Consider the following 20,157-nt stretch of genomic DNA (forward strand, 5'->3'; position numbering starts at 1 on the left):
GTAATGCGAAACCGCCCTCCACTCAAGGGAGGCGGGCGATCCGCTCTGTCAGAAGCGCGTAGAAGCCCTCATCGTCGACCCAGCGCAGATAGTGGACATTGGCCGGCCGGCCCGTCACCCCCCACCAGTCGGCAACGGTCATGCCCATGGTCAGTTCCGACGCGCACTCGACCTCCACGTTGATCATCCGCCCGGAATAGAGTTCGGGCTTCAGCAGCCAGGCGATCACGTTCGGATCGTGCAGCGGTCCGCCATCGGTGCCGTACTTGTGCTCGTCGAAACGCTCGAAGAAGTCGAGCAGCGCCGCCGTCGCGGTGCCGGTCCGGGTGCCCATCCGGCGGAACCGCTCGATCCTTTTCGCCGTCGTCAGGCAATGATGGGTCAGGTCGAGCGGGATCAGCGTGACGGGGCGGCCGCAACGGAACACGATCCGGGCCGCCTGCGGATCGACATGGATGTTGAACTCCGCCGCCGGGGTGGTGTTGCCGCCCTCGAACAGCCCACCGCCCATCGAGACGATCTCGCGGATGCGGGGCGCGATGTCGGGGGCGCGCTGCAAGGCGGTGGCGATGTTCGTCAGCGGGCCCAGCGCGCAAAGCGTGATCCCGTCATCCCGGGCCGCCCGCAGCGTGTCGATGATGAAATCCACGCCGTGTTTCGCCTGAAGCGGCATCTCGGGTTCCGGCAGGTCGGGTCCGTCCAGCCCGGTCTTGCCGTGGACATATTCCGCCGTCACCAGCGGGCGCACCAGCGGCCGGTCGCAGCCGGCAAAGACCGGCACATCCGTGCGCCCCGCCAGTTCCAGCGTCTTGCGCACGTTCTTCTCGGTCAGTGCCAGGGGCACGTTGCCCGCGACCGCGACGACACCCAGCACCTCGAGTTCGGGCGAGGCCAGCGCCATCAGGATCGCGACCGCGTCGTCCTGCCCGGGATCGGTGTCGATGATGATCTTGCGTGCCATGCCGTCCTGCCCCGACCATCCGTTCGGGCCAGCACAGTAGCGGGGCGCCCGGCGGTGAAAAGGGAAAAAACGCCCCCGCAGCGGTGCCAGGGGGACGCCAGGTTCAGGCCCGGGACCGAGGATGGCGATCCCTGCCCGGTGGGAGCCTCAGGCGAGGTAGCGGGCGATCTCGTCCTTCAGGGCCATGCGCTCCTTGCGCATCTCGGCCATGTGGAAATCGTCCGTCGGCTCGACATCCGTCTCGGCGCGATGGATCGCGCGGTTCAACTCGTGGTAGCGGTCGGCCAGCCCGGCGAAATGGGCGTCCTCCTGGCGAAGTTCGTGGATCCGGTCGGCCTTGCCGGGAAAATCGGCGGCCAGTTCATGGGGGACATGGGTCATCTGCTCGGGCTCCTTCATGGTCTGTCAGGAAGCCTTGCCGGAACCGTCCGGCGCCGCCCTTGACCTGGATCAAGCCCCGGAAACGACAGCGCCCGCCCCCTGGGGGGACGGGCGCAAGCGGGCGATGACGAAGGTCTCAGGCCCGGACCAGCTTCTCGTAATCCTCGGCGATCGAGCGGGTCAGCGCGCCCACCTCGAAGTTGTAGTCGCCGATCTGGCCCACCGGGGTGACCTCGGCGGCGGTGCCGGTCAGCCAGCACTGCTCGAAGCTCTCCATCTCGGACGGCTCGATATGGCGCTCGATCACGGTGATGCCCTTTTCCTTCAGCATCCCGATCACGGTCTGGCGGGTGATCCCGTTCAAAAAGCAATCGGGCTTGGGCGTGTGCACCTCGCCGTTCTTGACGAAGAACACGTTGGCGCCGGTCGCCTCGGCGACATAGCCGCGATAGTCCATCATCAGCGCGTCCGAGCAGCCTTTCTTCTCGGCCGCGTGCTTGGACATGGTGCAGATCATGTAGAGCCCGGCCGCCTTGGCGAAGCAGGGGATCGTCTCGGGCGACGGGCGCTTCCATTTCGAGATGTCGAGCTTCGCGCCCTTCATCTTGGCATCGCCGTAATAGGCGCCCCAGGCCCAGATCGCGATCGCCAGGTGGACCGGGTTCCGGGCCGAGGCGACGCCCATGTCCTCGCCCGAGCCGCGCCAGCACAGCGCGCGCACATAGGCATCCTTCAGGCCGCTGGCCTTCAGCGTCTCGTCCTTGGCCGCCTCGATCTGGTCGGCGGTATAGGGAATCGGGATATCCAGCTCACGCCCGGAGAACAGCAGCCGCTCGGAATGCTCGCGGCTCTTGAAGATCTTGCCGCCATAGGCGCGCTCGCCCTCGAACACCGACGAGGCATAGTGCATCGCATGGGTCAGGATATGCACCTTGGCATCGCGCCAGGGCGTCAGAACGCCATCCATCCAGATGACACCATCGCGATCATCATAAGCGGTGCCCATCGTCCATCCTCCAGAATTTTGCCGAATGTTGCGCCACCCGACGCCATCTCGACACAATGTTACGCTTTTCATCGACTCGGCTAACATTGCGCCCTTGGAAAGTCAACAAGGCTGACATAAATTGAACCGAGAACCGACAGGAGCGCCGCGATGCCCCAACCCCGCATGAAAGGCCCCGCCACCACTGGCGAGCAGCTTCTGTTCCTGACCGACGAGCAGCTTCGGCAGGGCATAGAACTGATGTTCTTCGCCTATCGCGGCTTCACCGCCGATCCGGACCGGATCCTCGAGGAATACGGTTACGGGCGGGCCCACCACCGGGTGTTGCATTTCGTGAACCGCAACCCCGGGCTGACCGTGAACGAGTTGCTGAACATCCTGGGCGTGACCAAGCAGTCCCTGAACCGGGTGCTGCGCCAGCTGGTCGAGGATGGGCTGGTGGACAGCCGGATCGGCCGCACAGACCGGCGCCAGCGCAACCTGTACCTGACCGAAAAGGGCAGCCGGCTGGAGGCTGAACTTTCCGCGACCCAGCGCGCCAGGATGCGCCGCGCCTATTCCGCCGCCGGGCCCGAGGCGGTACAGGGGTTTCGCGCGGTACTCGAACAGATGATGGAACCGGAGATGCGGACAAGGATAGAACGCGCGATGGAGAGCGGTTGATGACACCGAAACTGCCCGAGGCGCATATCCTGATCGTCGATGACGACGAGCGTATCCGCGACCTGCTGAAGAAGTTCCTCAGCCGCAACGGCTACCTCGTCAGCACCGCGCGCGACGCACGGCATGCGCGCCGGCTGCTCGACGGGCTGGAGTTCGACCTGCTGGTGGTGGACGTGATGATGCCGGGCGAGGATGGCTTCAGCCTGACCCGCGACCTGTCCGACCGGATCGCCACGCCAATCCTGCTGCTGACCGCCCGCGGCGAAAGCGAGGACCGGATCAGGGGGCTCGAGGCCGGGGCCGACGACTACCTGCCCAAGCCCTTCGAGCCGCGCGAGCTTCTGTTGCGGATCAACGCCATCCTGCGACGCATTCCCAAGGCCCCCTCGGGCAACGAGCCGCCCAAGACGCTTCACATGGGCGCCATCCGCTATGACCTGACCCGGGGCGAGCTGTGGCTGGGGCAGGAACTGATCCGCCTGACCGCCACCGAAAACCAGCTGATGCGGATCTTCTCTGCCCGCCCGAACGAGGCGATCAGCCGCGCGGAACTGGTCGCGGAACTGGGGCGCGATGACGGGCAGGCACAGGAACGCGCGGTGGATGTGCAGATCACCCGCCTGCGCCGCAAGATCGAGGCCGACCCGAAGGTGCCGCGCTACCTGCAGACCGTGCGCGGCGCGGGCTACATGCTGGCCCCGGACTGAACCGCCTCAGCCGGGCGTGCCAAGCTTCATCAGCACGATGCCCGCAAGGATCAGCGCGGCGGCTGCCACGCGCAGGACGCCCAGCGGCTCACCCAGCGTCACGACACCGACCACAAAGGCGCCCAGCGCCCCGATCCCCGTCCAGACCATGTAGGCGGTGCCGAGCGGCAGGCTCCGCATGGCCCAGGCCAGAAGGAAGAAGCTGGCGGCCATCGTGACCAGCGTCACGATCGTGGGGCCGGGCCGGGTGAACCCCTCGGACAGCTTCATCGAGCTTGCCCATACGATTTCCAGCAGACCGGCAAGAAGCACCGCGATCCAGGCCATGTCCGGCCCTCCGTTCCAATGGACCGGGCCGTCCCGGACAACACCACCCGCCAGCGCGGGCCGGGGTCGTGGCCCCGTGCAGGTCGAGCTAGGCCGCCGGCGCAGCCGGGGCAAGGGGGGCCGTCACGGCACCTGCATCGCCTCGATGTAGCGCGCAAGCGCCAGCAGCGGGATCGGCGTGGGGGTCAGGATGCCGTCGCCGGTATCGAAGGGGATCGTCTCGGCCTCGGCCAGCAGGTTGCCAAAGCGCGGCATGTCCCGCTCGGGCGACTTGTAGCCGTCGATCACACCCATGACATGGGCGAAATCGAACGCGCCGCCATTGCGTCGCGCGATGGTGGTCAGGTCCGCGGGCGGCGTCTCCAGCCCCGCGGCAAGCGGTCCGTCGCCGCGACCCGAGGGGCCGTGGCAGGCAGCGCAGTTCTCGGCGTAGTAGCGCCGCGCATCCGCGCGCTCGACCGGGTCGCAAGCCGCAAGCATGAGAAAGGGCGCCGCAAGGACGCCGGCGAATGCCACTCGATATGCCATCAATCTCTCCTTCTGACGAGGTTTGACGGAATACTAGCAGGCGCCACCGCTCTTGTCCGTCCCCCTTCCGGGGTCAGTCGCGGATCTCGTCCGGCGCCACACCCCAGATATCGGCCTTGGCGATCCATCCGGTGATCCCGTCGGTCGTCACCTCGCACCAGTCGGGCACGCATTCGTCCAGCCGGGCGACAACGCCACGCTCGGCCCGGGCGGCCAGCGGCGCATCCGGGGAAGGGTCGCGATGCAGCGCCGCGACCTCGGCCGTCACGAGGACATGGCGCACACCGGACAGAAGCGCGTAGTGCACCCAGCCGCCGGCCCCCTCGTGGTCGCGGACACGGCGCCAGTTGCCGTACTCGGCGGTGATCTCCACCGGCAGGTTGCGGCGCTGGAACACCCAGTCGATGCGGTGCGACAGGCTTGGCCCGCGCCGCACATTCGCCTCGCCGCCCTTGATCGACACGAAGCGCGGCAGCGGCAGGTTGGTCACGGGGCCAAGCTGCGGCGTCGGGTCCGCAACCCGCGGTGCATCGCCCTGCGCGGCCGCAAGACCCGCTGACATCGCCAGAATGACGGCCGCCAAGAACGCCCTGCGCATCGCCTGCTCTGCCCTTTTGCCGGGGGTTTCTGTCGCCGACCCCTCGTGCCATAACTTGAAGACCCTAGCGCCTCGGGCGCGCCAGATGGAGAAGGTTCGGCATGAGCGGTCATAAATTGAAGGTGATTGTGACCCGAAAGCTACCCGACCCGGTCGAGGCGCGGCTGGGAGAGCTGTTCGATACCGAGTTCAACACCGCCGACCTGCCCCTTCCGCGCGAGTCGCTGGCCGCCGCCATGGCGCGGGCAGACGTGCTTGTGCCGACCCTGACCGACCGGATCGATGCGGGGCTGCTGGGACAGGCGGGGCCACAGCTGAAACTGATCGCGAATTACGGCGCCGGCTTCGATCACATCGACGTGGCGACCGCGCTGGGGCGCGGGATCATCGTGACCAACACGCCCGGCGTTGCCACCGAGGACACCGCCGACATGGCGATGGCGCTGATCCTGGGCGTGCCGCGCCGGCTGAAGGAAGGCGCCGACCTGATGCAGTCCGGCGACTGGCGGGGCTGGTCGCCCACCGCGCTGATGGGGCACCGGATCGGCGGCAAGCGGCTGGGCATCCTCGGGATGGGGCGGATCGGGCAGGCGGTGGCGCGCCGCGCACGCGCCTTCGGACTGGAGATCCACTATCACAACCGCCGCCGCCTGCGCCCCGAGACGGAACAGGCGCTGGGCGCAACCTGGTGGGAAAGCCTCGACCAGATGCTGGCCCGGGTGGACATCCTCAGCGTGAACGCGCCGCACACGCCCTCCACGTTCCATCTGCTCAACGCCCGCCGGCTCAAGCTGATGAAGCCCAGCGCCTACGTCGTGAACACCTCGCGCGGCGAGGTGATCGACGAGAATGCCCTGACGCGGATGCTTCGGGCGGGCGAACTGGCGGGGGCGGGGCTCGACGTCTATGAGCATGGCCACAACGTGAACCCGCGCCTGCGCGAATTGCCGAACGTGCTGCTGCTGCCGCACATGGGATCGGCCACGGTCGAGGGCCGGCTGGAAATGGGCGAGAAGGTGATCATCAACATCAAGACCTTTGCCGACGGGCACCGGCCACCGGACCAGGTCGTGCCAAGCATGCTCTAGGGGCACGGGACGTTGGCCGAGGGGTTCTGGGCCTGGGGTCCGATGCCCACGCTTCAGCGCTGGGTCGATGCCAGCCGGGACTGGGTCGATCCGCTGATCGGACTTACGGTGCTTCTGGCGCTGGCGATCCTGGTCCTTGCCCTTGCCAGCAGGCCGCCGAGCACGCGCGACCACCTGCCGCCAGGCAGCCACTACACGGGCAAGGTCGATTTCTCGAAGGTAAAGTCGCTGGTCAACCCGCGCCGCGGCCGCCGCCCGAAGAACCGCAGAGAAATGGAGGCTGCCATCCGCCGGGCATCCGCCGCGCGGCGCAAGCGGGAGAGAGAGGGCAGGGACGGCTGAAGCGCCCTACTCCTCGATGCGGCGCGCCTCGTCGACCAGCATCACCGGGATCCCGTTCCGGATCGGGAACGCCAGGCCCGCCGCCTTCGAGATCAGTTCCTGCGCCGTGGCGTCATAGCTCAGCACCCCGCGCGTGACTGGGCAGACAAGCGCCTCCAGCACCTTGCGATCCAGCCTCTGCGGCCCGTCCTGCTGTTCCAGTTCGTCGGTCATTGCAGCGATCCCTCGTCGCTTCCGCCTCGCAGCGCGAATTCCATCAGCGTAACCAGCGTCTCGCGCCGGGTTTCCAGCGTCGGCGCCTCCAGCAGGGCCTGTTTTTCCTCGGGGTCGAATGGGCAGAGCATCGAGAGCGAATTCACCAGCAACTCCTCTTCGGCCTCTTTCAGGCTGTCCCAGTCCGAGGCCAGCTGCGCCGTCTCGAAATAGCGTCGCAGCACCCCCAGAAAGGCGTGCCGGTCGAAATTGTGGTCAAGCTCGCGTCGGCCCAGGTCCCGCTCGAAGCTGGACCAGTCCACGTCGGCGCGCAGATAGGGAGTAAAGCCCTCGTGCACATCCTTGATCCGGAACCGGCTGACGCCGCTCAGCGTGATCATGTAGCGCCCGTCCTCGGTTTCCTGGAAACCAGTCAGGCGACCCGCGCAGCCGATCCGATGCAGCCGCGCCGCCGCATCGCTGGCGGCACGCCCCTCCGGCATGGCCTGTGGCTGGACCATGCCGATCAGGCGATGCGGCGTCTTCATCGTATCATCCAGCATCGCAAGATAGCGCGGCTCGAAGATGTTGAGCGGCAGCCGGGCGCGCGGCAGCAGCAGGGCACCGGGCAGCGGGAAAACCGGAATGGTTTCCGGCATGTCCGCCAGGGCGAAATGTCTGCTCATGCGCCTTGCTGCCCCCCTGATGTCCCTTCGGACAACCTAGGCGAAAATCATCGATGACAAGCGCCGGCGGCCCTTTTGCACCACCGGATCCTTGGGACCCAGCGCATCGAACAGCTTGAAGAGCTGCGCCCGCGCGGCACCCTCGTTCCATTCGCGGTCCTTCGCGAACAAGGCAAGCAGCGTATCCACCGCCGCCTCGTGCTGGCGTGCCGCGATCTGGGCCAACGCCAGGTCCAGCCGCGCCTGAAGATCCTCGGGATCGGACTCGACCCGCGCGGCCAGTTCCGCCACCTCGCCCGCGCCCTCGGCATCGGCGGCAAGGTCGAGTTGCGCATAGACCGCCGCCAGCAGCGGATCGGCACGCTTCGCCTCGGGCGCGGTATCGAGTACCGCGCGCGCCTGATCGGCGTTGCCCAGCGCTATATGGGCGCGCGCCAGCCCCGCCAGCGCCTGAAGGTTGTCGGGCTCCTCACCCAGGATCGCGGCGAATGTCTGGGCCGCGTCCGTGACCGCGCCCTCGTCCAGCATCTGCTCGGCCGCTTCCAGCGCCTCTGCCAGCCCGCCGTCGCCAGCCGGGCTTTGCGCGATCAGGCGGTTGATGAAGTCCTTGACCTGGCTTGCAGGCTGGGCACCCATGAAGCCGTCCACCGGACGCCCACCGACAAAGCCATAGACGGCCGGGATCGACTGGACGCGCATCTGTGCCGCGATGCGCTGGTTCTCGTCCACGTTGACCTTGACCAGCTTCACCTTGCCGCGCGCCTCTTTCACGGCCCCCTCGATGATCGGGGTCAGCGACTTGCACGGGCCACACCAGGGCGCCCAGAAATCGACGATCACCGGCACCTCCATCGAGGCTTCGATCACGTCCTGCATGAATGTCGCCTCGGAGCTGTCCTTGATCAGATCCGCGTCCTGCGGCGCCCCGGCGCCCTGTCCGAATTCGAGCATTCTGAATGTCCCTTCCCGCGTTTACGGTTTCCGCCCTGACATATAGGCGGCAGCGCCCGGGCATGCCAGAGGGTCAGGCCCCCGTGTCGGGCAGGCGCGGCGTCGCTGCGAGCAGCGTGCGCGTATAGGCGTGTCGCGGCGCGGTGAACACCGCCTCTGTCGCCCCCTCCTCGACGATGCGCCCAGACTGCATGACCAGAACCCGGTCGGTGATCCGCCGCACCACATGCAGGTCGTGGCTGATGAACAGGTAGGACAGATCGAAGCGCCGCGTCAGGTCGGCCAGCAGGTCGAGGATCTGCGCCCTGACCCGCACATCGAGCGCCGAAACCGCCTCGTCCAGCACGATCAGCGCCGGCCGGATCACCAGGGCGCGCGCGATGGCGATGCGCTGGCGCTGCCCGCCCGAAAACTCGTGGATGTATTTGCCCGCATCCGACGCCTGCAGGCCCACGGCCTCCAGCGCCTCGGTCACGGCGGCCTCCCGCGCCTGGCCCTGCGGCGCATCCGGCAGCAGGTGGAACGGCTCTGCCAGCAGGCGTGCGACCCGGTGGCGCGGGTTGAACGAGCCGTAGGGGTCCTGGAACACCACCTGCATCCGCGCCCGCAGCGGCCCAGGCACGCCGGCGGCGGCGTCGATCGCCTCGCCACCCAGCCGGATGCGCCCGCCCTGCAACGGCTCGAGGCCCAGGATGGCCCGCGTCAGGGTCGATTTCCCGCAACCGCTTTCGCCCACCAGCCCCAGGCTTTCGCCTTTCCGCAGGGTGAAGCTGACAGCATCCACGGCCGTCTTGACGGTCGAGGCCCCGAAAAGCCCGCGCCGCCCCTCGTAACGGCGGGTGACGTTCTCCACCTCGAGCAGGGCTGCGCCGGGGTCGCGCCGGGGGCGTTCGGGCTGGTGGGTGGACGCGGCGAACAGGGCCCGCGTATAGGGATGCGCGCGCCGGGCGAACACCTCGGCGGTCGGTCCCGCCTCGACCACGGACCCGGCCCGCATGATGGCAACCTCTTCGGCAAGCCCCGAGACCACGGCCAGGTCGTGGGTGATCAGGATCGCACCCATCCCGTCCTCGTCCACCAGCCGCCGGATCAGCACCAGGATCTGCGCCTGCGTCGTCACGTCGAGCGCGGTCGTCGGCTCGTCCGCGATCAGGAGCTTCGGCCGCCGCGCGATGGCCATGGCGATCACCACCCGCTGGCGCTGCCCGCCCGACAGCTCGTGCGGATAGCGGCTCAGGGGAAATTCCGGCTCGGGCAGGCCAACGCGGTCCAGCACCGCGCGCGCGCGGCGCGCCGCCTCTGCCCGGCTCAGGCGGTCATGCAGGCGCAGCGTCTCGGCCACCTGCGCGCCGATCGTCTGCAAGGGGTTCAGCGCGGTCATCGGCTCCTGGAACACCATGCCGATGCCCGCACCCCGGATGCCGCCCATCCGCGCCTCGGACAGATGCGCCAGGTCCTGCCCCTCGAAGGCGATGCGCCCCGACAGCCGCGCGCCCCGGGGCAGAAGCCGCATCACCGACAGCGCCGTCATCGACTTGCCCGAGCCGCTCTCGCCGATCAGGCCCAGGATGCGCCCCGGCCGCACCCCGAGCGAGACACGCTCGAGAACGGGCTGCCCGGCGATGCTCAGGCCAAGATCGGCGATCTCCAGCAGGCTCATGCGCGTACCCGCCGCAGCCTGGGATCGAGATGGTCGCGCAGCCCGTCGCCCATCAGGTTCAACCCCAGCACCATCAGCACGATGGACAGGCCGGGGAACAGCGCCATGTGCGGTGCCAGCGCGATCATCGTCTGGCTTTCGGCCAGCATCCGCCCCCAGCTGGGCGTTGGCGGCTGCGCGCCAAGCCCGACATAGGACAGCGCCGCTTCGGCCAGGATCCCCAGGCTGAACTGGATCGTGCACTGGACGATCAGCAGGCTCGCGATGTTGGGCAGCACATGTTCCAGGCTGATCCGCGCCCGCCCCTTGCCGGCGACCCGCGCGGCCAGGATGAACTCCCGCGTCCAGAGCGACAGCGCCGCGCCCCGGGTCACGCGGGCGAAGACGGGTATGTTGAAGATGCCGATGGCGATGATCGCGTTGACCGCCGACGGGCCCAGGACGGCGGTGATCAGGATGGCGATGACCAGCGCCGGAAAGGCGAAGATCAGGTCGTTGCCGCGCATGATGGCCTCGTCCAGCCAGCTGCCACGCGCGGCCGCGGCCGCCAGCCCCAGCGGCACCCCCAGCCCCATGCCGATGCCGACCGCGACCAGCGCGACCGCGATGGACACGCGCGCCCCCACCATCAGCATCGACAGCATGTCGCGCCCGAAATGATCGGTCCCCAGCAGATGCGCGCCGCCCGGCGGGCGCATGCGGTTGGCTATGTCCACCCCGTCCACCGCAAAGGGCGTCCAGACGAAGGACAGCAGCGCCGCCGCCACGAAGGCGGCCGTGATCATGCCTCCCAGCCAGAGCGCCCGCATCAGCGCCCGCCCCTGAGCCGCGGATCGACCCAGGCATAGGCCAGGTCGACAAGAAAGGTGACAAGGATCACCGCGAAGACCAGCAGCATGACCACGCTTTCCACGACGATCAGGTCGCGCTGGGCGATCGCCTGGAACACCATCCGGCCCAGCCCGGGCAGGAAGAAGACATTCTCGATGATGATGGCCCCCGCCAGCAGGAACGAGAATTGCAGGCCCAGGATCGTCAGCACCGGGATCAGCGCGTTGCGCAAGGCATGGCGGCGCAGGGCCTGGCCCGGGCTCAGTCCCTTGGCGCGGGCGGTGCGCACGAAATCCTCGCCCAGCGTGTCGATCAACGCAGAACGCATGACGCGCGCCAGGATCGAGGCCTGCGGCAGCGCAAGCGCTATCGCCGGCAGCGTCAGCGCCTTCAGCCCTGCCAGCAGCCCCCCCTCCCATCCCGGGAAGCCCCCGGCCGAGAACCAGCCGAGATTGATCGCGAAGATGGCCACCAGGATCATCGCGAACCAGAAGTTGGGCACCGCGATGCCGATCTGCGTGACCCCGATGATCCCCAGATCCGCCGCCCCGCCCCGCCGGGCCGCGGCAAGGATGCCCACGGGAAAGGCGATCAGCGTGGACAGCGTCAGCGCATAGAGCGCCAGCGGCAAAGAGATCCAGAGCCGATCGGCAACCATCTCCGCGACCGGGGTGCGATAGGTGTAGGAAACTCCGAAATCCCCCCGCAGCATGCCGCCTGCCCAGTCCAGATATCGTGGCAGCAAGCCCTGATCGAGGCCAAGCTCGGCCCGCAGCGCGGCAAGCGTGTCCTCGGCCGCGTTGACCCCCAGCATCACCGCCGCGGGATCGCCGGGCACCACCTCGATGGCAAGGAAGATCACCACGCTGGCAACGCCCAGCGAGAGAAGCAGCGAAAGGAAGCGTCGGATCGCGTAGCGCAGCATCGGGCGGCCATGGTTTCGGTCGGACCGGAGCCTAGGCCGCGCCCGCGCCAAAGCCAAGGGCGGCCATCGCCGGCCGCCCCCGCCTTCCACTTTCTTCAAATATCCCCGCCGGAGGCATCCGGCGGCGGGGCCGGGCGCGTCACTCGGCCCAGCGCACCTGCGTCAGGTCGTTGGCCTGCGTCGGCGAGTTCTCCCACAGCCCCTCGATCCGGGCGTTGGCGACCCCCGTCTTGGCCAGCTGGAACAGGAAGCCCACGACGTACTGGCGGGCGATCCGGTCCTGCATGGCGCCAAGCACGACATTGCGGTCTTCGGGATTGGCCATGAACTCCAACCCGGTGTTCAGCGCCTGCATGACCGGATCGTCATACTGGAAGTAGTAATCCGGCCTTGCATATATGCCGATGTCCAGCGGCTCGGTATGGCTCACGATGGTCAGGCCGAAGTCCTTGCCGCGGAACACCTCTTCCAGCCATTGCGCCCATTCCAGGTTGACGATCTCGGCCTCAATGCCCACGGCGCGCAGCTGGGCCGCGATGATCTCTCCGCCCCGCCGCGCGTAGGAAGGCGGCGGCAGCTTCAGCGTCGTGGTGAAGCCGTCGGGATACCCCGCCTCGGCCAGCAGCTCCTTCGCCCGTTCGGGATCATGCGCGGACAGGCCGGTCAGATCGACATAGGCCGGGTGATGCGGGGCGAAATGCGTGCCGATGGGCGTGCCGTAGCCGAACATCGCCCCGTCGATCACCGCCTGCCGGTCGATGGCATGCGCCACCGCCTGCCGCACGCGGATATCATTGAAGGGCTCGACGCCGTTGTTCATCGACAGGATCGTCTCGCCCTCGGTCGAGCCGACAAGCACCCTGAAGCGCGGATCCGACTCGAACTGCGCCAGGTTCTCGGGTGCGGGATAGACCGGAAAGGCGTCTATGTCGCCCGCCATCATCGCGGCGAAGGCGGCGGTCGGATCCGAGATGAACTTGAAGGTCGCACGCTCCAGCGGGGCCGGCTCACCCCAGTAGTCGGGGTTGCGGACCAGCTCGACCCGATCCCCCTGCACCCAGTCGCTGAACATGAAGGGGCCGGTGCCGACGGGCTTGGTCTGCAACGTCTCTACGTCGGAGGGGTCGATGATGACCGCGTCGCCCCAGGCCAGGTTGAACAGGAGCGCGCCGTTCGGACGCTCCAGCGTGATCTCGACCGTCCTGTCGTCGATGACGTTCACGCTGTCGATGGCCGAGTAAAGCGCCTTCTGGGCATTCGTGGACTCGTCGGCCAGGATACGCTCGAAGGTGAATGCCACGTCGTCGGCGGTGAAGGTCGCTCCGTCATGGAACAGCACGCCCGGCCGCAGCGTGAACGTGTAGCTGAGCCCGTCATCCGCGATTTCCCAGCTTTCGGCCAGCCCCGGATGGATCGACCCGTCGGGGCCGAAGCGCGTCAACCCCTCGTATACGTTGGCGTAGACCACCTCGTCGATCGCCGCCGCCGCGGCCGAGGTCGGATCGAGATGCGGCGGCTCGAGCTGCATGCCGATGGTGATGGATGTCTGGGCCGCTGCCGCGGACCCGAGGGCCAGCGACAGCGTGGCGGCGGCAGTGAGCATGCGGTGCATCGGTGATTCCCCTTCCCTCCCCGGTCCTGCTCTCCTATCAAGCGCCGTGGGCCGCCGCATGGCAAGCCCTTGGTTGGATGGGCGGATTCAACGGTCCAGGTCGCGACTGCAAGTGACCGCGCCCGCAGGCGCACGGAGCGCCAGCACCGAGCGGAGAAACGGATGAGCGCATCGACCGGCATCAAGACCCCGACGCCCGCCGATATCCGGGCGCGAAAGGGCAAGACCCCGTTGGTCTGCCTGACCGCCTACACGACGCCCGTCGCGCGGCTGGTGGATCCGCATTGCGATATCGTGCTGGTGGGCGACAGCCTTGGCATGGTGCTGCACGGGCTTCCCTCGACGCTGGGTGTGACGATGGAGATGATGCTCCTGCACGGTCAGGCGGTCGCCCGCGGGCTGAGCCGCGCCATGCTGGTGATCGACATGCCCTTCGGCAGCTACGAGGAGGGGCCGGAGCAGGCCTTCCGCAACGCCGCCCGGCTGATGGCGGACACGGGTGCGGCCGCGGTCAAGCTGGAGGGCGGGGTCGCCATGGCCGCAACCATCGCCTTCCTGACCGCGCGCGGGATCCCGGTGATGGCCCATGTCGGGCTGACGCCGCAGGCAATCAACACGCTGGGCGGCTACAAGGTGCAGGGCCGTGGCCCGGACGCCGACCGCGTGCTGGCCGATGCCCGCGCGGTGGCCGGGGCCGGCGCCTTTGCGGTGGTGCTGGAAAAGATCCCCTCGCCGCTTGCGGACCGCATCACGGCTGATCTGCCGGTCCCCACTATCGGCATCGGCGCCTCGGCGCGTTGCGACGGACAGGTTCTGGTGGTGGACGACATGCTGGGGCTTTTCAGCGATTTCCGACCGAAATTCGTGAAGCGCTATGCAGAGCTCGCCGAGACCGCGGATGCAGCCATCGCCCGCTACGCCGAAGAGGTCCGCACCCGCTCGTTTCCGGGGCCAGAGCACGAATTCGGCGACGAAAAGGGCAAGCCGGCATGAGCGTCGCGCCCCCGCCGATCATCCGCAGCGTTGCCGAGCTTCGCGCGCTGACCGCCACCTGGCACCGCGCGGGAGAGCGGATCGGCCTGGTGCCGACGATGGGGGCGCTTCATGCCGGACATCTGAGCCTGGTCGCAGCGGCGAAGGCGGCGGCCGACCGGGTGGTTGTCACGATCTTCGTCAACCCGCGCCAGTTCAACGACCCCGAGGATTACGCCCGCTACCCGAGGACCGAGGCATCCGACGCCGAAAAGCTGGCGCCGTTCGGGGTGGATGCGGTCTATGTGCCCGCGCCGGACCAGGTCTACCCGGACGGGTTTGCCACGACGGTCAGCGTTGCAGGCGTCACCGAAGGGCTGTGCGGCGCCAGTCGCCCGGGGCATTTCGACGGGGTCGCGACGGTCGTGGCCAAGTTGTTCCTGCAAAGCGGGGCCGACATCGCCTTCTTCGGAGAAAAGGACTACCAGCAGCTTCAGCTGGTGAAGCGCCTTGCGCGGGATCTGGACATCCCCATAGAGGTGGCGGGCCATCCCACCGTGCGGGAAGCTGACGGGCTGGCCCTGTCCTCGCGGAACGCGCAGCTTTCCACCTCGGCCCGGCAGATGGCCCCGGCACTCTACGCGGCGCTGGTCGGGGCCGCAGGACGGATCCGGGCTGGTGACGCGGTTCCCGGCGTGCTGGACGACACCGCGCGGCGGATAACCGCTGCCGGATATCAGCGCGTCGAGTACCTGGAACTGCGCAGCGCCCAGGGCCTGCACCCGATGATCCGGCTCGACCAGCCCGCACGGCTTCTGGTGGCGGCGTGGCTGGACGGCGTGCGGCTGATCGACAACATCGCCGTCGGCCCCTGACGCATCAGCGCGGCAGAAGATCTGCCAGCGCCAGCGCCATCACCTGCGCCGATTGCACCATGTCCGCGATCCCGACCCATTCGTCGGGCTGGTGCGCCAGGTCGAGTATGCCCGGCCCGTAGGCGATGCAGTTCTTCATCCGCCCGATCCGGTCGATATGCTTCTGGTCATAGGTCCCCGGAGAGACGACATAGTCGGGGTCGGCGCCCAGAACCCGCCGGATGGCGGCGGCGACGGCCGTGACCACCGGCGCGTCGCGGTCGGTCATGGTCGGGCGCACCGAATGCATGTCGCGCAGGTCGTAGCGAAAGCCGGGGCGGCGCGCACTGATGCGTTCCAGCATCTCGGTAAATTCCGCCCGCACCTCTTCCAGTTCCTCCTCGATCAGGAAGCGGCGGTCGATCACCATGCGGCAGCTGTCGGGCACGACGGGGGCAGGAAAGCCGGTGAAGTCGCTCGGCAGTTCCTGCTGGCCGCCATGGATCGAGTTGATGTTCAGCGTCGATTGCCGCGCCCCCTCGGGCACCACCGGCATCGCGGTGCGGCGGGCGGCCAGTGCCGGGAACAGGTGTTGCTCCATCTCGGCGATGACGGCGCCCATGTGGCGCACGGCGCAGTCGCCCAGAAACGGCATCGAGCCGTGGCCGATGCGGCCGTGGGTTTCGAGTTCCGCCCACCACACGCCACGATGGCCAAGGCAGATGCGGTCCTTGTTCAGCGGCTCGGGAATGATGACGTGCTGCACCCGGTCGGGCGTGAAATATCCCTTCTCGGCCAGCCAGGCGACGCCGCCATAGCCGCCGGTTTCCTCGTCCGCGGTGGCCGATATCTCGATCGCGCCGCGAAACTGGGGGCACAGGTCGGCAAAGACCTCGGCCGCCACGATCGATGCGGCAAGCCCGCCCTTCATGTCGCAGGCGCCCCGACCATAGACACGGCCGTCGCGGATCAGGCCCTCGAACGGGTCCACCGTCCAGCCCTGGCCCACCTCGACCACGTCGATATGCGAATTGAAATGCACGCAGGGGCCCGGCGCCGCCCCCTCGCGCCGGGCGACCAGGTTCCAGCGCGGGTAGCGGTCGCTGTCGCCGCGCGCCCCTTCCGCGCGCAGCAGCTCGACGGCAAAGCCGCGCGCCGAGAGCCGCCGCGCGAGCAGGTCGCAGATCTCGCGGTAGTTCTCGCCCGGCGGGTTGATGGTGGGCACCCGGATCAGGTCGCGGGTCAGTTCGGCGATCCCGGTCTCGCGGTGGGCGATCTCGGCGTGCAGGCGGTCGGTCAGGGCCATCGGATCCTCTTTCTCGGGGACCATCTTCCGCGCCAGCCGAAGCGGCTGTCAAACATTCCCTTCGGCGCCCGCCCGCGCTATGTGCGGGGCAAGGGAGGACCGTCCATGTCGCTTGCAGAAATCACGTCCCGCATCCGCAAGGCCGAACAGGCCGCAGGCCGTGCCGAGGGGTCGGTCCGGCTGATCGCGGTGTCGAAGGTGCAGCCTCTCGATCGGATCGAGGCGGTGCTGGACCAGGGCCACCGCCTGTTCGGCGAGAACCGGGTGCAGGAGGCCGCCGGCAAGTGGCCCGATTTCCGCGCGCGTCACAACGGAGTCGAGGTGCACCTGATCGGCCCCTTGCAGTCCAACAAGGTCAAACAGGCGATGGACCTGTTCGAGGCGATCCATTCCGTGGACCGCGAGAAGCTGGCGCGCAGGATCGCCGACGAGGCGCAGGCGCGCGGCGCCTGCCCGGAGCTGTTCATCCAGGTCAACACCGGCGAAGAGCAGCAGAAAGCGGGGGTGATGCCCGCCGAGGTGGACGGCTTCGTCGCCGCCTGCCGCGCGATGGATCTGCCGGTGCGGGGCCTGATGTGCATTCCGCCGGTCGAGGAAGAACCAGCGCTGCATTTCGCTTTGCTGGCGAAATTCGCCGCCCGCAACGGACTCGACGGACTGTCGATGGGCATGAGCGGCGATTTCGAGAGCGCGATCGCGCTGGGCGCGACCCATGTGCGCGTCGGCTCGGCCATCTTCGGCGAACGGGTGAAACCCGCGTGACCGCCAGTCAGGCGGTCACGGCAAGATAGCCCAGATAGGCCCCGTAGGCGGCCAGCATCGCGATCCCCTCGCCCCGCGTGATCTTCCAGCCCGTCCGGGTGAACAGGAACATCGCCGCGGTTGCAGCCAGCACGACCCAGATGTCGAAGCGGATGATCTCGTCCGGCACGTCGAGCGGGATGACGACACCCACGGTCCCGAGAATGCCGAGGATGTTGTAGATGTTGCTGCCGACCACGTTGCCGAAGGCGATGTCGGCCTGCTTGCGGATCGCCGCGACCAGAGTCGTCACCAGTTCGGGAAGCGAGGTGCCGATCGCCACAACGGTCAGGCCGATCACCGTCTCGCTGACGCCCAGGGTGGTCGCGATGTCGATGGCGGCGGCCACCAGCCAGCGCGCGCCCAGGATCACAAGCACAAGACCGACGACGAAAAACAGCAGGCTGCGCCAGATCGGCCCGCCCTCGAAACTTTCCGCGCCTTCGGGATCGGGGGCGTTGCGCTCCTGCCGGTAGGCGACGAACAGGTATCCGGCCAGGCCCAGCAACAGACCCATGCCGGCCAGTCGTCCAAGGCCATCCACCAGCACGATCAGGAACAGTGCCAGCGTGGCCAGCCCCAGCGCCGGTCCGTCACGCCGGAAGGCACGCCCGTCGACATGGACCGGCGCGATCGCCGCGGCGACGCCAAGGATCAGCAGGATGTTGGCGATGTTGCTGCCGACGACATTGCCAACCGCGATGCCGGGCGAGCCGGAGAACCCCGCCTGAAGGCTGGTCACGAGCTCTGGCGCCGAGGTGCCGAAGCCGACCAGCGTCAGGCCGATCAGCAGCGGCGACAGGCCCAGCCGGGTCGCTATTGCCACGGCGCCGCGCACCAGAAGATCGCCTCCGATGACAAGCGCAACGAACCCTGCGAGAAACAGGATATAAGTCATGATGATATGGTTCCCTGCCGGCCAGTCCTTGCGTTGCGGCCACAGGTAGGCGCGCCCCCTGCATGCCGCAAGGGAAGGCCGCAGAAATGTCTCACCCCTTGACGATCAGCCGGTCGGCATGGCGCAGGCGGTTCACGATCCACAGCAGGTCGGGCAGCGCGAAGGCGACGCAACCTGCGGTCGGGTGGCGCGGCTTGCGCCAGACATGCACGAAGATGGCCGACCCCCGGCCTTTTTCGGCATATGGCCAGTTCCAGTCGGTCAGCAGGACGACATCGTAAAGCGGGTCGCGCCGCCGAAGCCGCTCGGTGCCATAGGGATGGTCGGGCGCGCCGGGCAGGTAGTGGTTGTAGTCCGGGTCGCGCGGATCGTCGGACCAGCGGTCAAAGGCGCCGATGGGCCGCGCCCAGTCGGGCAGCAGGCTGCGCGCGATCCGGTCGGGACGGTAGAGCAGGCCCACGAAGCCGTGCACGCCCGCGGGCGTCGCGCCATCGCCCTCGCGCTTGTCCCGGGTGATGCCGCCGCGCCCAACGGCGCAGGAAAGGCTGCGGCCGCGGAACCGCGCGCCCCGCGCGGTCACGACCAGGTCCTGCGCCCTCATAGCAGATGCCCCGACTTGCGGGCCTTGGTGGCCAGGTAATGCGCGTTCTCGGGCGTATGCCCTGCCTTGAGCGCCACCCGCTCGACCACGCGCACGCCCTGCCCCTCCATCCGGGCCACCTTGGCGGGGTTGTTCGTCATCAGCCGGACGGACGTGACGCCCATCGCCTTCAGCATCTCGGCCCCGATGCGGAAATCGCGCTCGTCATCCTCGAAGCCCAGGCGATGGTTCGCCTCGACCGTGTCGAAACCCTGATCCTGAAGCGCATAGGCCCGCATCTTGTTGGCAAGCCCGATGCCTCGCCCTTCCTGGTTGAGATACAGCAGGATGCCCGCGCCCGCTGTCGCGATGCGGTCCAGGGCGGCGGCAAGCTGCGGGCCGCAGTCGCATTTCAGGCTGCCGATCACGTCGCCGGTGAAACAGGCCGAATGAAGTCGCGCCAGCACCGGGCCCGGACGCGCGGGCGAGCCGATCTCGACCGCGTAATGCTCTTCCGATCCGTCGGCCGGGCGGAACACCCGCACCCGCCCAAGCTTCGACACGCCCAGCGGTACCCGCGCCGCCGCCACTTCCCGCAGGCCGAACGGCACAAGCGCGTGTTGGGCCAGGTCCAGCACCGTCAGGTCATGCGCACGCGCAAGCGCCTCGGCGTCGGCATGCGGCAGCACAAGGGCGGCGGGCAGCAGCCGCGCCTCCTTGCAAAGGGCGATGGCCGTGCGGTGCAGGGCAGCATCGCCGCCGCGCAGCACCTGGAACGGCCCCTTCATGGGGTAGTCCAGGTCGCGCGCGGGGTCCGCGACCGACCGGATCCAGCCGCAATCCGCATCGCCGGGAACCAGCATGCGGGCCAGATCGTCGTCATAGGCCGGCGCGTGCAACGTCTCGGCCCGCCAGCTGGTGATCGCCAGCTCAGGCGTGCCAAGCGAGCGCAAGGCCGACAGCCGATCGGGCGTTACACCTTCCGCGGCCAGCACCAGAGCCGCGCCGCCCGGGCCGCGCAGCACCGCGACCGCGCCGATCCGCAGGTCGGACCGCGCCCGCGCCACCCTTTCGGCAATCGTGAGATCGAGCCCCACCCGCGCGCCCTTTCGCGACACCGGCACGACCGCCCGCGCCGCAGGCCGTCTGTGCCGATCTTTCAAATCATTTCAGAGCTATATCCCGGCCTCGGGGAAAATGAAACAAAGCGCACGCGCGACACACTTGCGCGTGAGACCGGGTGCAATCGCGTTGTCGGCCCGCCTGCTCCGGCGCAGTTATGGCGCAT

At 68.2% G+C, this 20,157-nt stretch carries 24 protein-coding genes; 7 read left to right on the forward strand and 17 right to left on the reverse strand.

Annotated elements, in window-relative coordinates:
* Positions 1–22: 22 nt before the first annotated feature.
* From HMH01_RS00200 to HMH01_RS00210, 3 genes are all read right to left on the reverse strand, one after another.
* Positions 23–961, reverse strand: coding sequence for a nucleoside hydrolase (locus HMH01_RS00200; RefSeq protein WP_171321299.1), 939 nt, complete (start codon positions 959–961; stop codon positions 23–25).
* A gap of 147 nt (positions 962–1,108) precedes the next feature.
* Positions 1,109–1,342: an HP1242/YdcH family protein gene (locus HMH01_RS00205; RefSeq protein ID WP_171321301.1), complete on the reverse strand. Its 234-nt coding sequence runs from the start codon at positions 1,340–1,342 to the stop codon at positions 1,109–1,111.
* A gap of 136 nt (positions 1,343–1,478) precedes the next feature.
* Positions 1,479–2,348, reverse strand: a complete 870-nt coding sequence (locus HMH01_RS00210) for a branched-chain amino acid aminotransferase (protein WP_171321303.1) — start codon at positions 2,346–2,348, stop codon at positions 1,479–1,481.
* A gap of 150 nt (positions 2,349–2,498) precedes the next feature.
* On the opposite strand from HMH01_RS00210, the gene HMH01_RS00215 reads away from it, so the two are divergent.
* Both HMH01_RS00215 and HMH01_RS00220 read left to right on the forward strand, forming a co-directional pair.
* The gene (locus tag HMH01_RS00215; RefSeq protein ID WP_171321305.1) at positions 2,499–3,011 is read left to right on the forward strand and encodes a MarR family winged helix-turn-helix transcriptional regulator; all 513 of its coding nucleotides are present in this window, start codon (positions 2,499–2,501) and stop codon (positions 3,009–3,011) included.
* Positions 3,011–3,718: a response regulator gene (locus HMH01_RS00220; RefSeq protein WP_171321307.1), complete on the forward strand. Its 708-nt coding sequence runs from the start codon at positions 3,011–3,013 to the stop codon at positions 3,716–3,718. The genes HMH01_RS00215 and HMH01_RS00220 overlap by 1 nt, the downstream gene beginning before the upstream one ends.
* A 6-nt stretch (positions 3,719–3,724) precedes the next feature.
* Here HMH01_RS00220 and HMH01_RS00225 read toward each other — a convergent pair whose 3' ends face one another.
* The 3 genes from HMH01_RS00225 to HMH01_RS00235 all read right to left on the reverse strand — a co-directional run bounded on the left by HMH01_RS00225 (position 3,725) and on the right by HMH01_RS00235 (position 5,135).
* A complete protein-coding gene (locus HMH01_RS00225; protein ID WP_171321309.1) occupies positions 3,725–4,045 on the reverse strand; it encodes a DMT family transporter in 321 nt (106 codons plus the stop codon).
* Between the two features lie 123 nt (positions 4,046–4,168).
* Positions 4,169–4,573 carry a c-type cytochrome gene (locus HMH01_RS00230; protein ID WP_171321311.1) on the reverse strand — a complete coding sequence of 135 codons (405 nt, stop codon included), beginning with the start codon at positions 4,571–4,573 and terminating at the stop codon, positions 4,169–4,171.
* A gap of 73 nt (positions 4,574–4,646) precedes the next feature.
* Positions 4,647–5,135, reverse strand: a complete 489-nt coding sequence (locus tag HMH01_RS00235) for an SH3 domain-containing protein (protein ID WP_343035110.1) — start codon at positions 5,133–5,135, stop codon at positions 4,647–4,649.
* A 137-nt stretch (positions 5,136–5,272) separates the two neighbouring features.
* Between HMH01_RS00235 and HMH01_RS00240 the strand changes: the two genes are divergently transcribed.
* Together HMH01_RS00240 and HMH01_RS00245 are read left to right on the forward strand one after the other, a co-directional pair.
* A complete protein-coding gene (locus HMH01_RS00240; protein ID WP_171321316.1) occupies positions 5,273–6,259 on the forward strand; it encodes a 2-hydroxyacid dehydrogenase in 987 nt (328 codons plus the stop codon).
* Positions 6,260–6,271: 12 nt separating this feature from the next.
* Positions 6,272–6,601 carry a hypothetical protein gene (locus HMH01_RS00245; protein ID WP_171321318.1) on the forward strand — a complete coding sequence of 110 codons (330 nt, stop codon included), beginning with the start codon at positions 6,272–6,274 and terminating at the stop codon, positions 6,599–6,601.
* 6 nt (positions 6,602–6,607) lie between these two features.
* On the opposite strand, the gene HMH01_RS00250 is transcribed toward HMH01_RS00245, so the two are convergent.
* From HMH01_RS00250 to HMH01_RS00280, 7 genes are all read right to left on the reverse strand, one after another.
* On the reverse strand, positions 6,608–6,814 hold the full coding sequence (locus HMH01_RS00250) for a Trm112 family protein (protein ID WP_171321320.1): 207 nt from the start codon (positions 6,812–6,814) through the stop codon (positions 6,608–6,610).
* The gene (locus HMH01_RS00255; protein ID WP_171321322.1) at positions 6,811–7,479 is read right to left on the reverse strand and encodes an LON peptidase substrate-binding domain-containing protein; all 669 of its coding nucleotides are present in this window, start codon (positions 7,477–7,479) and stop codon (positions 6,811–6,813) included. Before HMH01_RS00255 ends, HMH01_RS00250 begins: the two co-directional genes overlap by 4 nt.
* A 36-nt stretch (positions 7,480–7,515) precedes the next feature.
* Positions 7,516–8,430 (reverse strand): thioredoxin, encoded by a 915-nt coding sequence (gene trxA / locus HMH01_RS00260; RefSeq protein WP_171321324.1) that lies wholly within the window; start codon positions 8,428–8,430, stop codon positions 7,516–7,518.
* A 73-nt stretch (positions 8,431–8,503) separates the two neighbouring features.
* A complete protein-coding gene (locus HMH01_RS00265) occupies positions 8,504–10,090 on the reverse strand; it encodes an ABC transporter ATP-binding protein (RefSeq protein ID WP_171321326.1) in 1,587 nt (528 codons plus the stop codon).
* The gene (locus tag HMH01_RS00270; RefSeq protein WP_171325108.1) at positions 10,087–10,902 is read right to left on the reverse strand and encodes an ABC transporter permease; all 816 of its coding nucleotides are present in this window, start codon (positions 10,900–10,902) and stop codon (positions 10,087–10,089) included. Before HMH01_RS00270 ends, HMH01_RS00265 begins: the two co-directional genes overlap by 4 nt.
* Positions 10,899–11,846, reverse strand: a complete 948-nt coding sequence (locus HMH01_RS00275) for an ABC transporter permease (RefSeq protein ID WP_171321328.1) — start codon at positions 11,844–11,846, stop codon at positions 10,899–10,901. The genes HMH01_RS00270 and HMH01_RS00275 overlap by 4 nt, the downstream gene beginning before the upstream one ends.
* A gap of 139 nt (positions 11,847–11,985) precedes the next feature.
* On the reverse strand, positions 11,986–13,458 hold the full coding sequence (locus tag HMH01_RS00280) for an ABC transporter substrate-binding protein (RefSeq protein WP_171321330.1): 1,473 nt from the start codon (positions 13,456–13,458) through the stop codon (positions 11,986–11,988).
* A gap of 162 nt (positions 13,459–13,620) precedes the next feature.
* Here HMH01_RS00280 and panB point away from each other — a divergent pair, with 162 nt between their 5' ends.
* Both panB and panC read left to right on the forward strand, forming a co-directional pair.
* Positions 13,621–14,451: a 3-methyl-2-oxobutanoate hydroxymethyltransferase gene (panB, locus tag HMH01_RS00285; RefSeq protein ID WP_171321332.1), complete on the forward strand. Its 831-nt coding sequence runs from the start codon at positions 13,621–13,623 to the stop codon at positions 14,449–14,451.
* Positions 14,448–15,305, forward strand: coding sequence for a pantoate--beta-alanine ligase (gene panC / locus HMH01_RS00290; RefSeq protein WP_171321334.1), 858 nt, complete (start codon positions 14,448–14,450; stop codon positions 15,303–15,305). The genes panB and panC overlap by 4 nt, the downstream gene beginning before the upstream one ends.
* A 4-nt stretch (positions 15,306–15,309) precedes the next feature.
* Here the strand turns inward: panC and HMH01_RS00295 are convergent, their stop codons facing one another.
* A complete protein-coding gene (locus tag HMH01_RS00295; protein WP_171325109.1) occupies positions 15,310–16,590 on the reverse strand; it encodes an acetylornithine deacetylase/succinyl-diaminopimelate desuccinylase family protein in 1,281 nt (426 codons plus the stop codon).
* 105 nt (positions 16,591–16,695) lie between these two features.
* Between HMH01_RS00295 and HMH01_RS00300 the strand changes: the two genes are divergently transcribed.
* Positions 16,696–17,352 (forward strand): YggS family pyridoxal phosphate-dependent enzyme, encoded by a 657-nt coding sequence (locus tag HMH01_RS00300; RefSeq protein ID WP_171321336.1) that lies wholly within the window; start codon positions 16,696–16,698, stop codon positions 17,350–17,352.
* A gap of 7 nt (positions 17,353–17,359) precedes the next feature.
* Here HMH01_RS00300 and HMH01_RS00305 read toward each other — a convergent pair whose 3' ends face one another.
* From HMH01_RS00305 to ribA, 3 genes are all read right to left on the reverse strand, one after another.
* Positions 17,360–18,289: a calcium/sodium antiporter gene (locus tag HMH01_RS00305; RefSeq protein WP_171321338.1), complete on the reverse strand. Its 930-nt coding sequence runs from the start codon at positions 18,287–18,289 to the stop codon at positions 17,360–17,362.
* Between the two features lie 91 nt (positions 18,290–18,380).
* Positions 18,381–18,890, reverse strand: coding sequence for a L,D-transpeptidase family protein (locus tag HMH01_RS00310; RefSeq protein ID WP_171321340.1), 510 nt, complete (start codon positions 18,888–18,890; stop codon positions 18,381–18,383).
* Positions 18,887–19,966: a GTP cyclohydrolase II gene (ribA, locus tag HMH01_RS00315; RefSeq protein ID WP_171325110.1), complete on the reverse strand. Its 1,080-nt coding sequence runs from the start codon at positions 19,964–19,966 to the stop codon at positions 18,887–18,889. Before ribA ends, HMH01_RS00310 begins: the two co-directional genes overlap by 4 nt.
* Positions 19,967–20,157: the final 191 nt, after the last annotated feature.

This window comes from Halovulum dunhuangense (assembly GCF_013093415.1).
Taxonomy (GTDB): Bacteria; Pseudomonadota; Alphaproteobacteria; order Rhodobacterales; family Rhodobacteraceae; genus Halovulum; species Halovulum dunhuangense.

Coding starts and splice junctions, on each gene's coding strand:
- HMH01_RS00220 (WP_171321307.1), top strand. CDS start 3,011: ATGACACCGAAACTGCCCGAGGCGCATATCCTGATCGTCGATGACGAC.
- trxA (WP_171321324.1), bottom strand. CDS start 8,430: ATGCTCGAATTCGGACAGGGCGCCGGGGCGCCGCAGGACGCGGATCTG.
- HMH01_RS00305 (WP_171321338.1), bottom strand. CDS start 18,289: ATGACTTATATCCTGTTTCTCGCAGGGTTCGTTGCGCTTGTCATCGGA.
- HMH01_RS00275 (WP_171321328.1), bottom strand. CDS start 11,846: ATGCTGCGCTACGCGATCCGACGCTTCCTTTCGCTGCTTCTCTCGCTG.
- HMH01_RS00210 (WP_171321303.1), bottom strand. CDS start 2,348: ATGGGCACCGCTTATGATGATCGCGATGGTGTCATCTGGATGGATGGC.
- HMH01_RS00280 (WP_171321330.1), bottom strand. CDS start 13,458: ATGCACCGCATGCTCACTGCCGCCGCCACGCTGTCGCTGGCCCTCGGG.
- panC (WP_171321334.1), top strand. CDS start 14,448: ATGAGCGTCGCGCCCCCGCCGATCATCCGCAGCGTTGCCGAGCTTCGC.
- HMH01_RS00205 (WP_171321301.1), bottom strand. CDS start 1,342: ATGACCCATGTCCCCCATGAACTGGCCGCCGATTTTCCCGGCAAGGCC.
- HMH01_RS00200 (WP_171321299.1), bottom strand. CDS start 961: ATGGCACGCAAGATCATCATCGACACCGATCCCGGGCAGGACGACGCG.
- HMH01_RS00265 (WP_171321326.1), bottom strand. CDS start 10,090: ATGAGCCTGCTGGAGATCGCCGATCTTGGCCTGAGCATCGCCGGGCAG.
- HMH01_RS00215 (WP_171321305.1), top strand. CDS start 2,499: ATGCCCCAACCCCGCATGAAAGGCCCCGCCACCACTGGCGAGCAGCTT.
- HMH01_RS00310 (WP_171321340.1), bottom strand. CDS start 18,890: ATGAGGGCGCAGGACCTGGTCGTGACCGCGCGGGGCGCGCGGTTCCGC.
- HMH01_RS00295 (WP_171325109.1), bottom strand. CDS start 16,590: ATGGCCCTGACCGACCGCCTGCACGCCGAGATCGCCCACCGCGAGACC.
- HMH01_RS00300 (WP_171321336.1), top strand. CDS start 16,696: ATGTCGCTTGCAGAAATCACGTCCCGCATCCGCAAGGCCGAACAGGCC.
- HMH01_RS00225 (WP_171321309.1), bottom strand. CDS start 4,045: ATGGCCTGGATCGCGGTGCTTCTTGCCGGTCTGCTGGAAATCGTATGG.
- HMH01_RS00255 (WP_171321322.1), bottom strand. CDS start 7,479: ATGAGCAGACATTTCGCCCTGGCGGACATGCCGGAAACCATTCCGGTT.
- HMH01_RS00230 (WP_171321311.1), bottom strand. CDS start 4,573: ATGGCATATCGAGTGGCATTCGCCGGCGTCCTTGCGGCGCCCTTTCTC.
- HMH01_RS00250 (WP_171321320.1), bottom strand. CDS start 6,814: ATGACCGACGAACTGGAACAGCAGGACGGGCCGCAGAGGCTGGATCGC.
- HMH01_RS00240 (WP_171321316.1), top strand. CDS start 5,273: ATGAGCGGTCATAAATTGAAGGTGATTGTGACCCGAAAGCTACCCGAC.
- HMH01_RS00235 (WP_343035110.1), bottom strand. CDS start 5,135: ATGTCAGCGGGTCTTGCGGCCGCGCAGGGCGATGCACCGCGGGTTGCG.
- panB (WP_171321332.1), top strand. CDS start 13,621: ATGAGCGCATCGACCGGCATCAAGACCCCGACGCCCGCCGATATCCGG.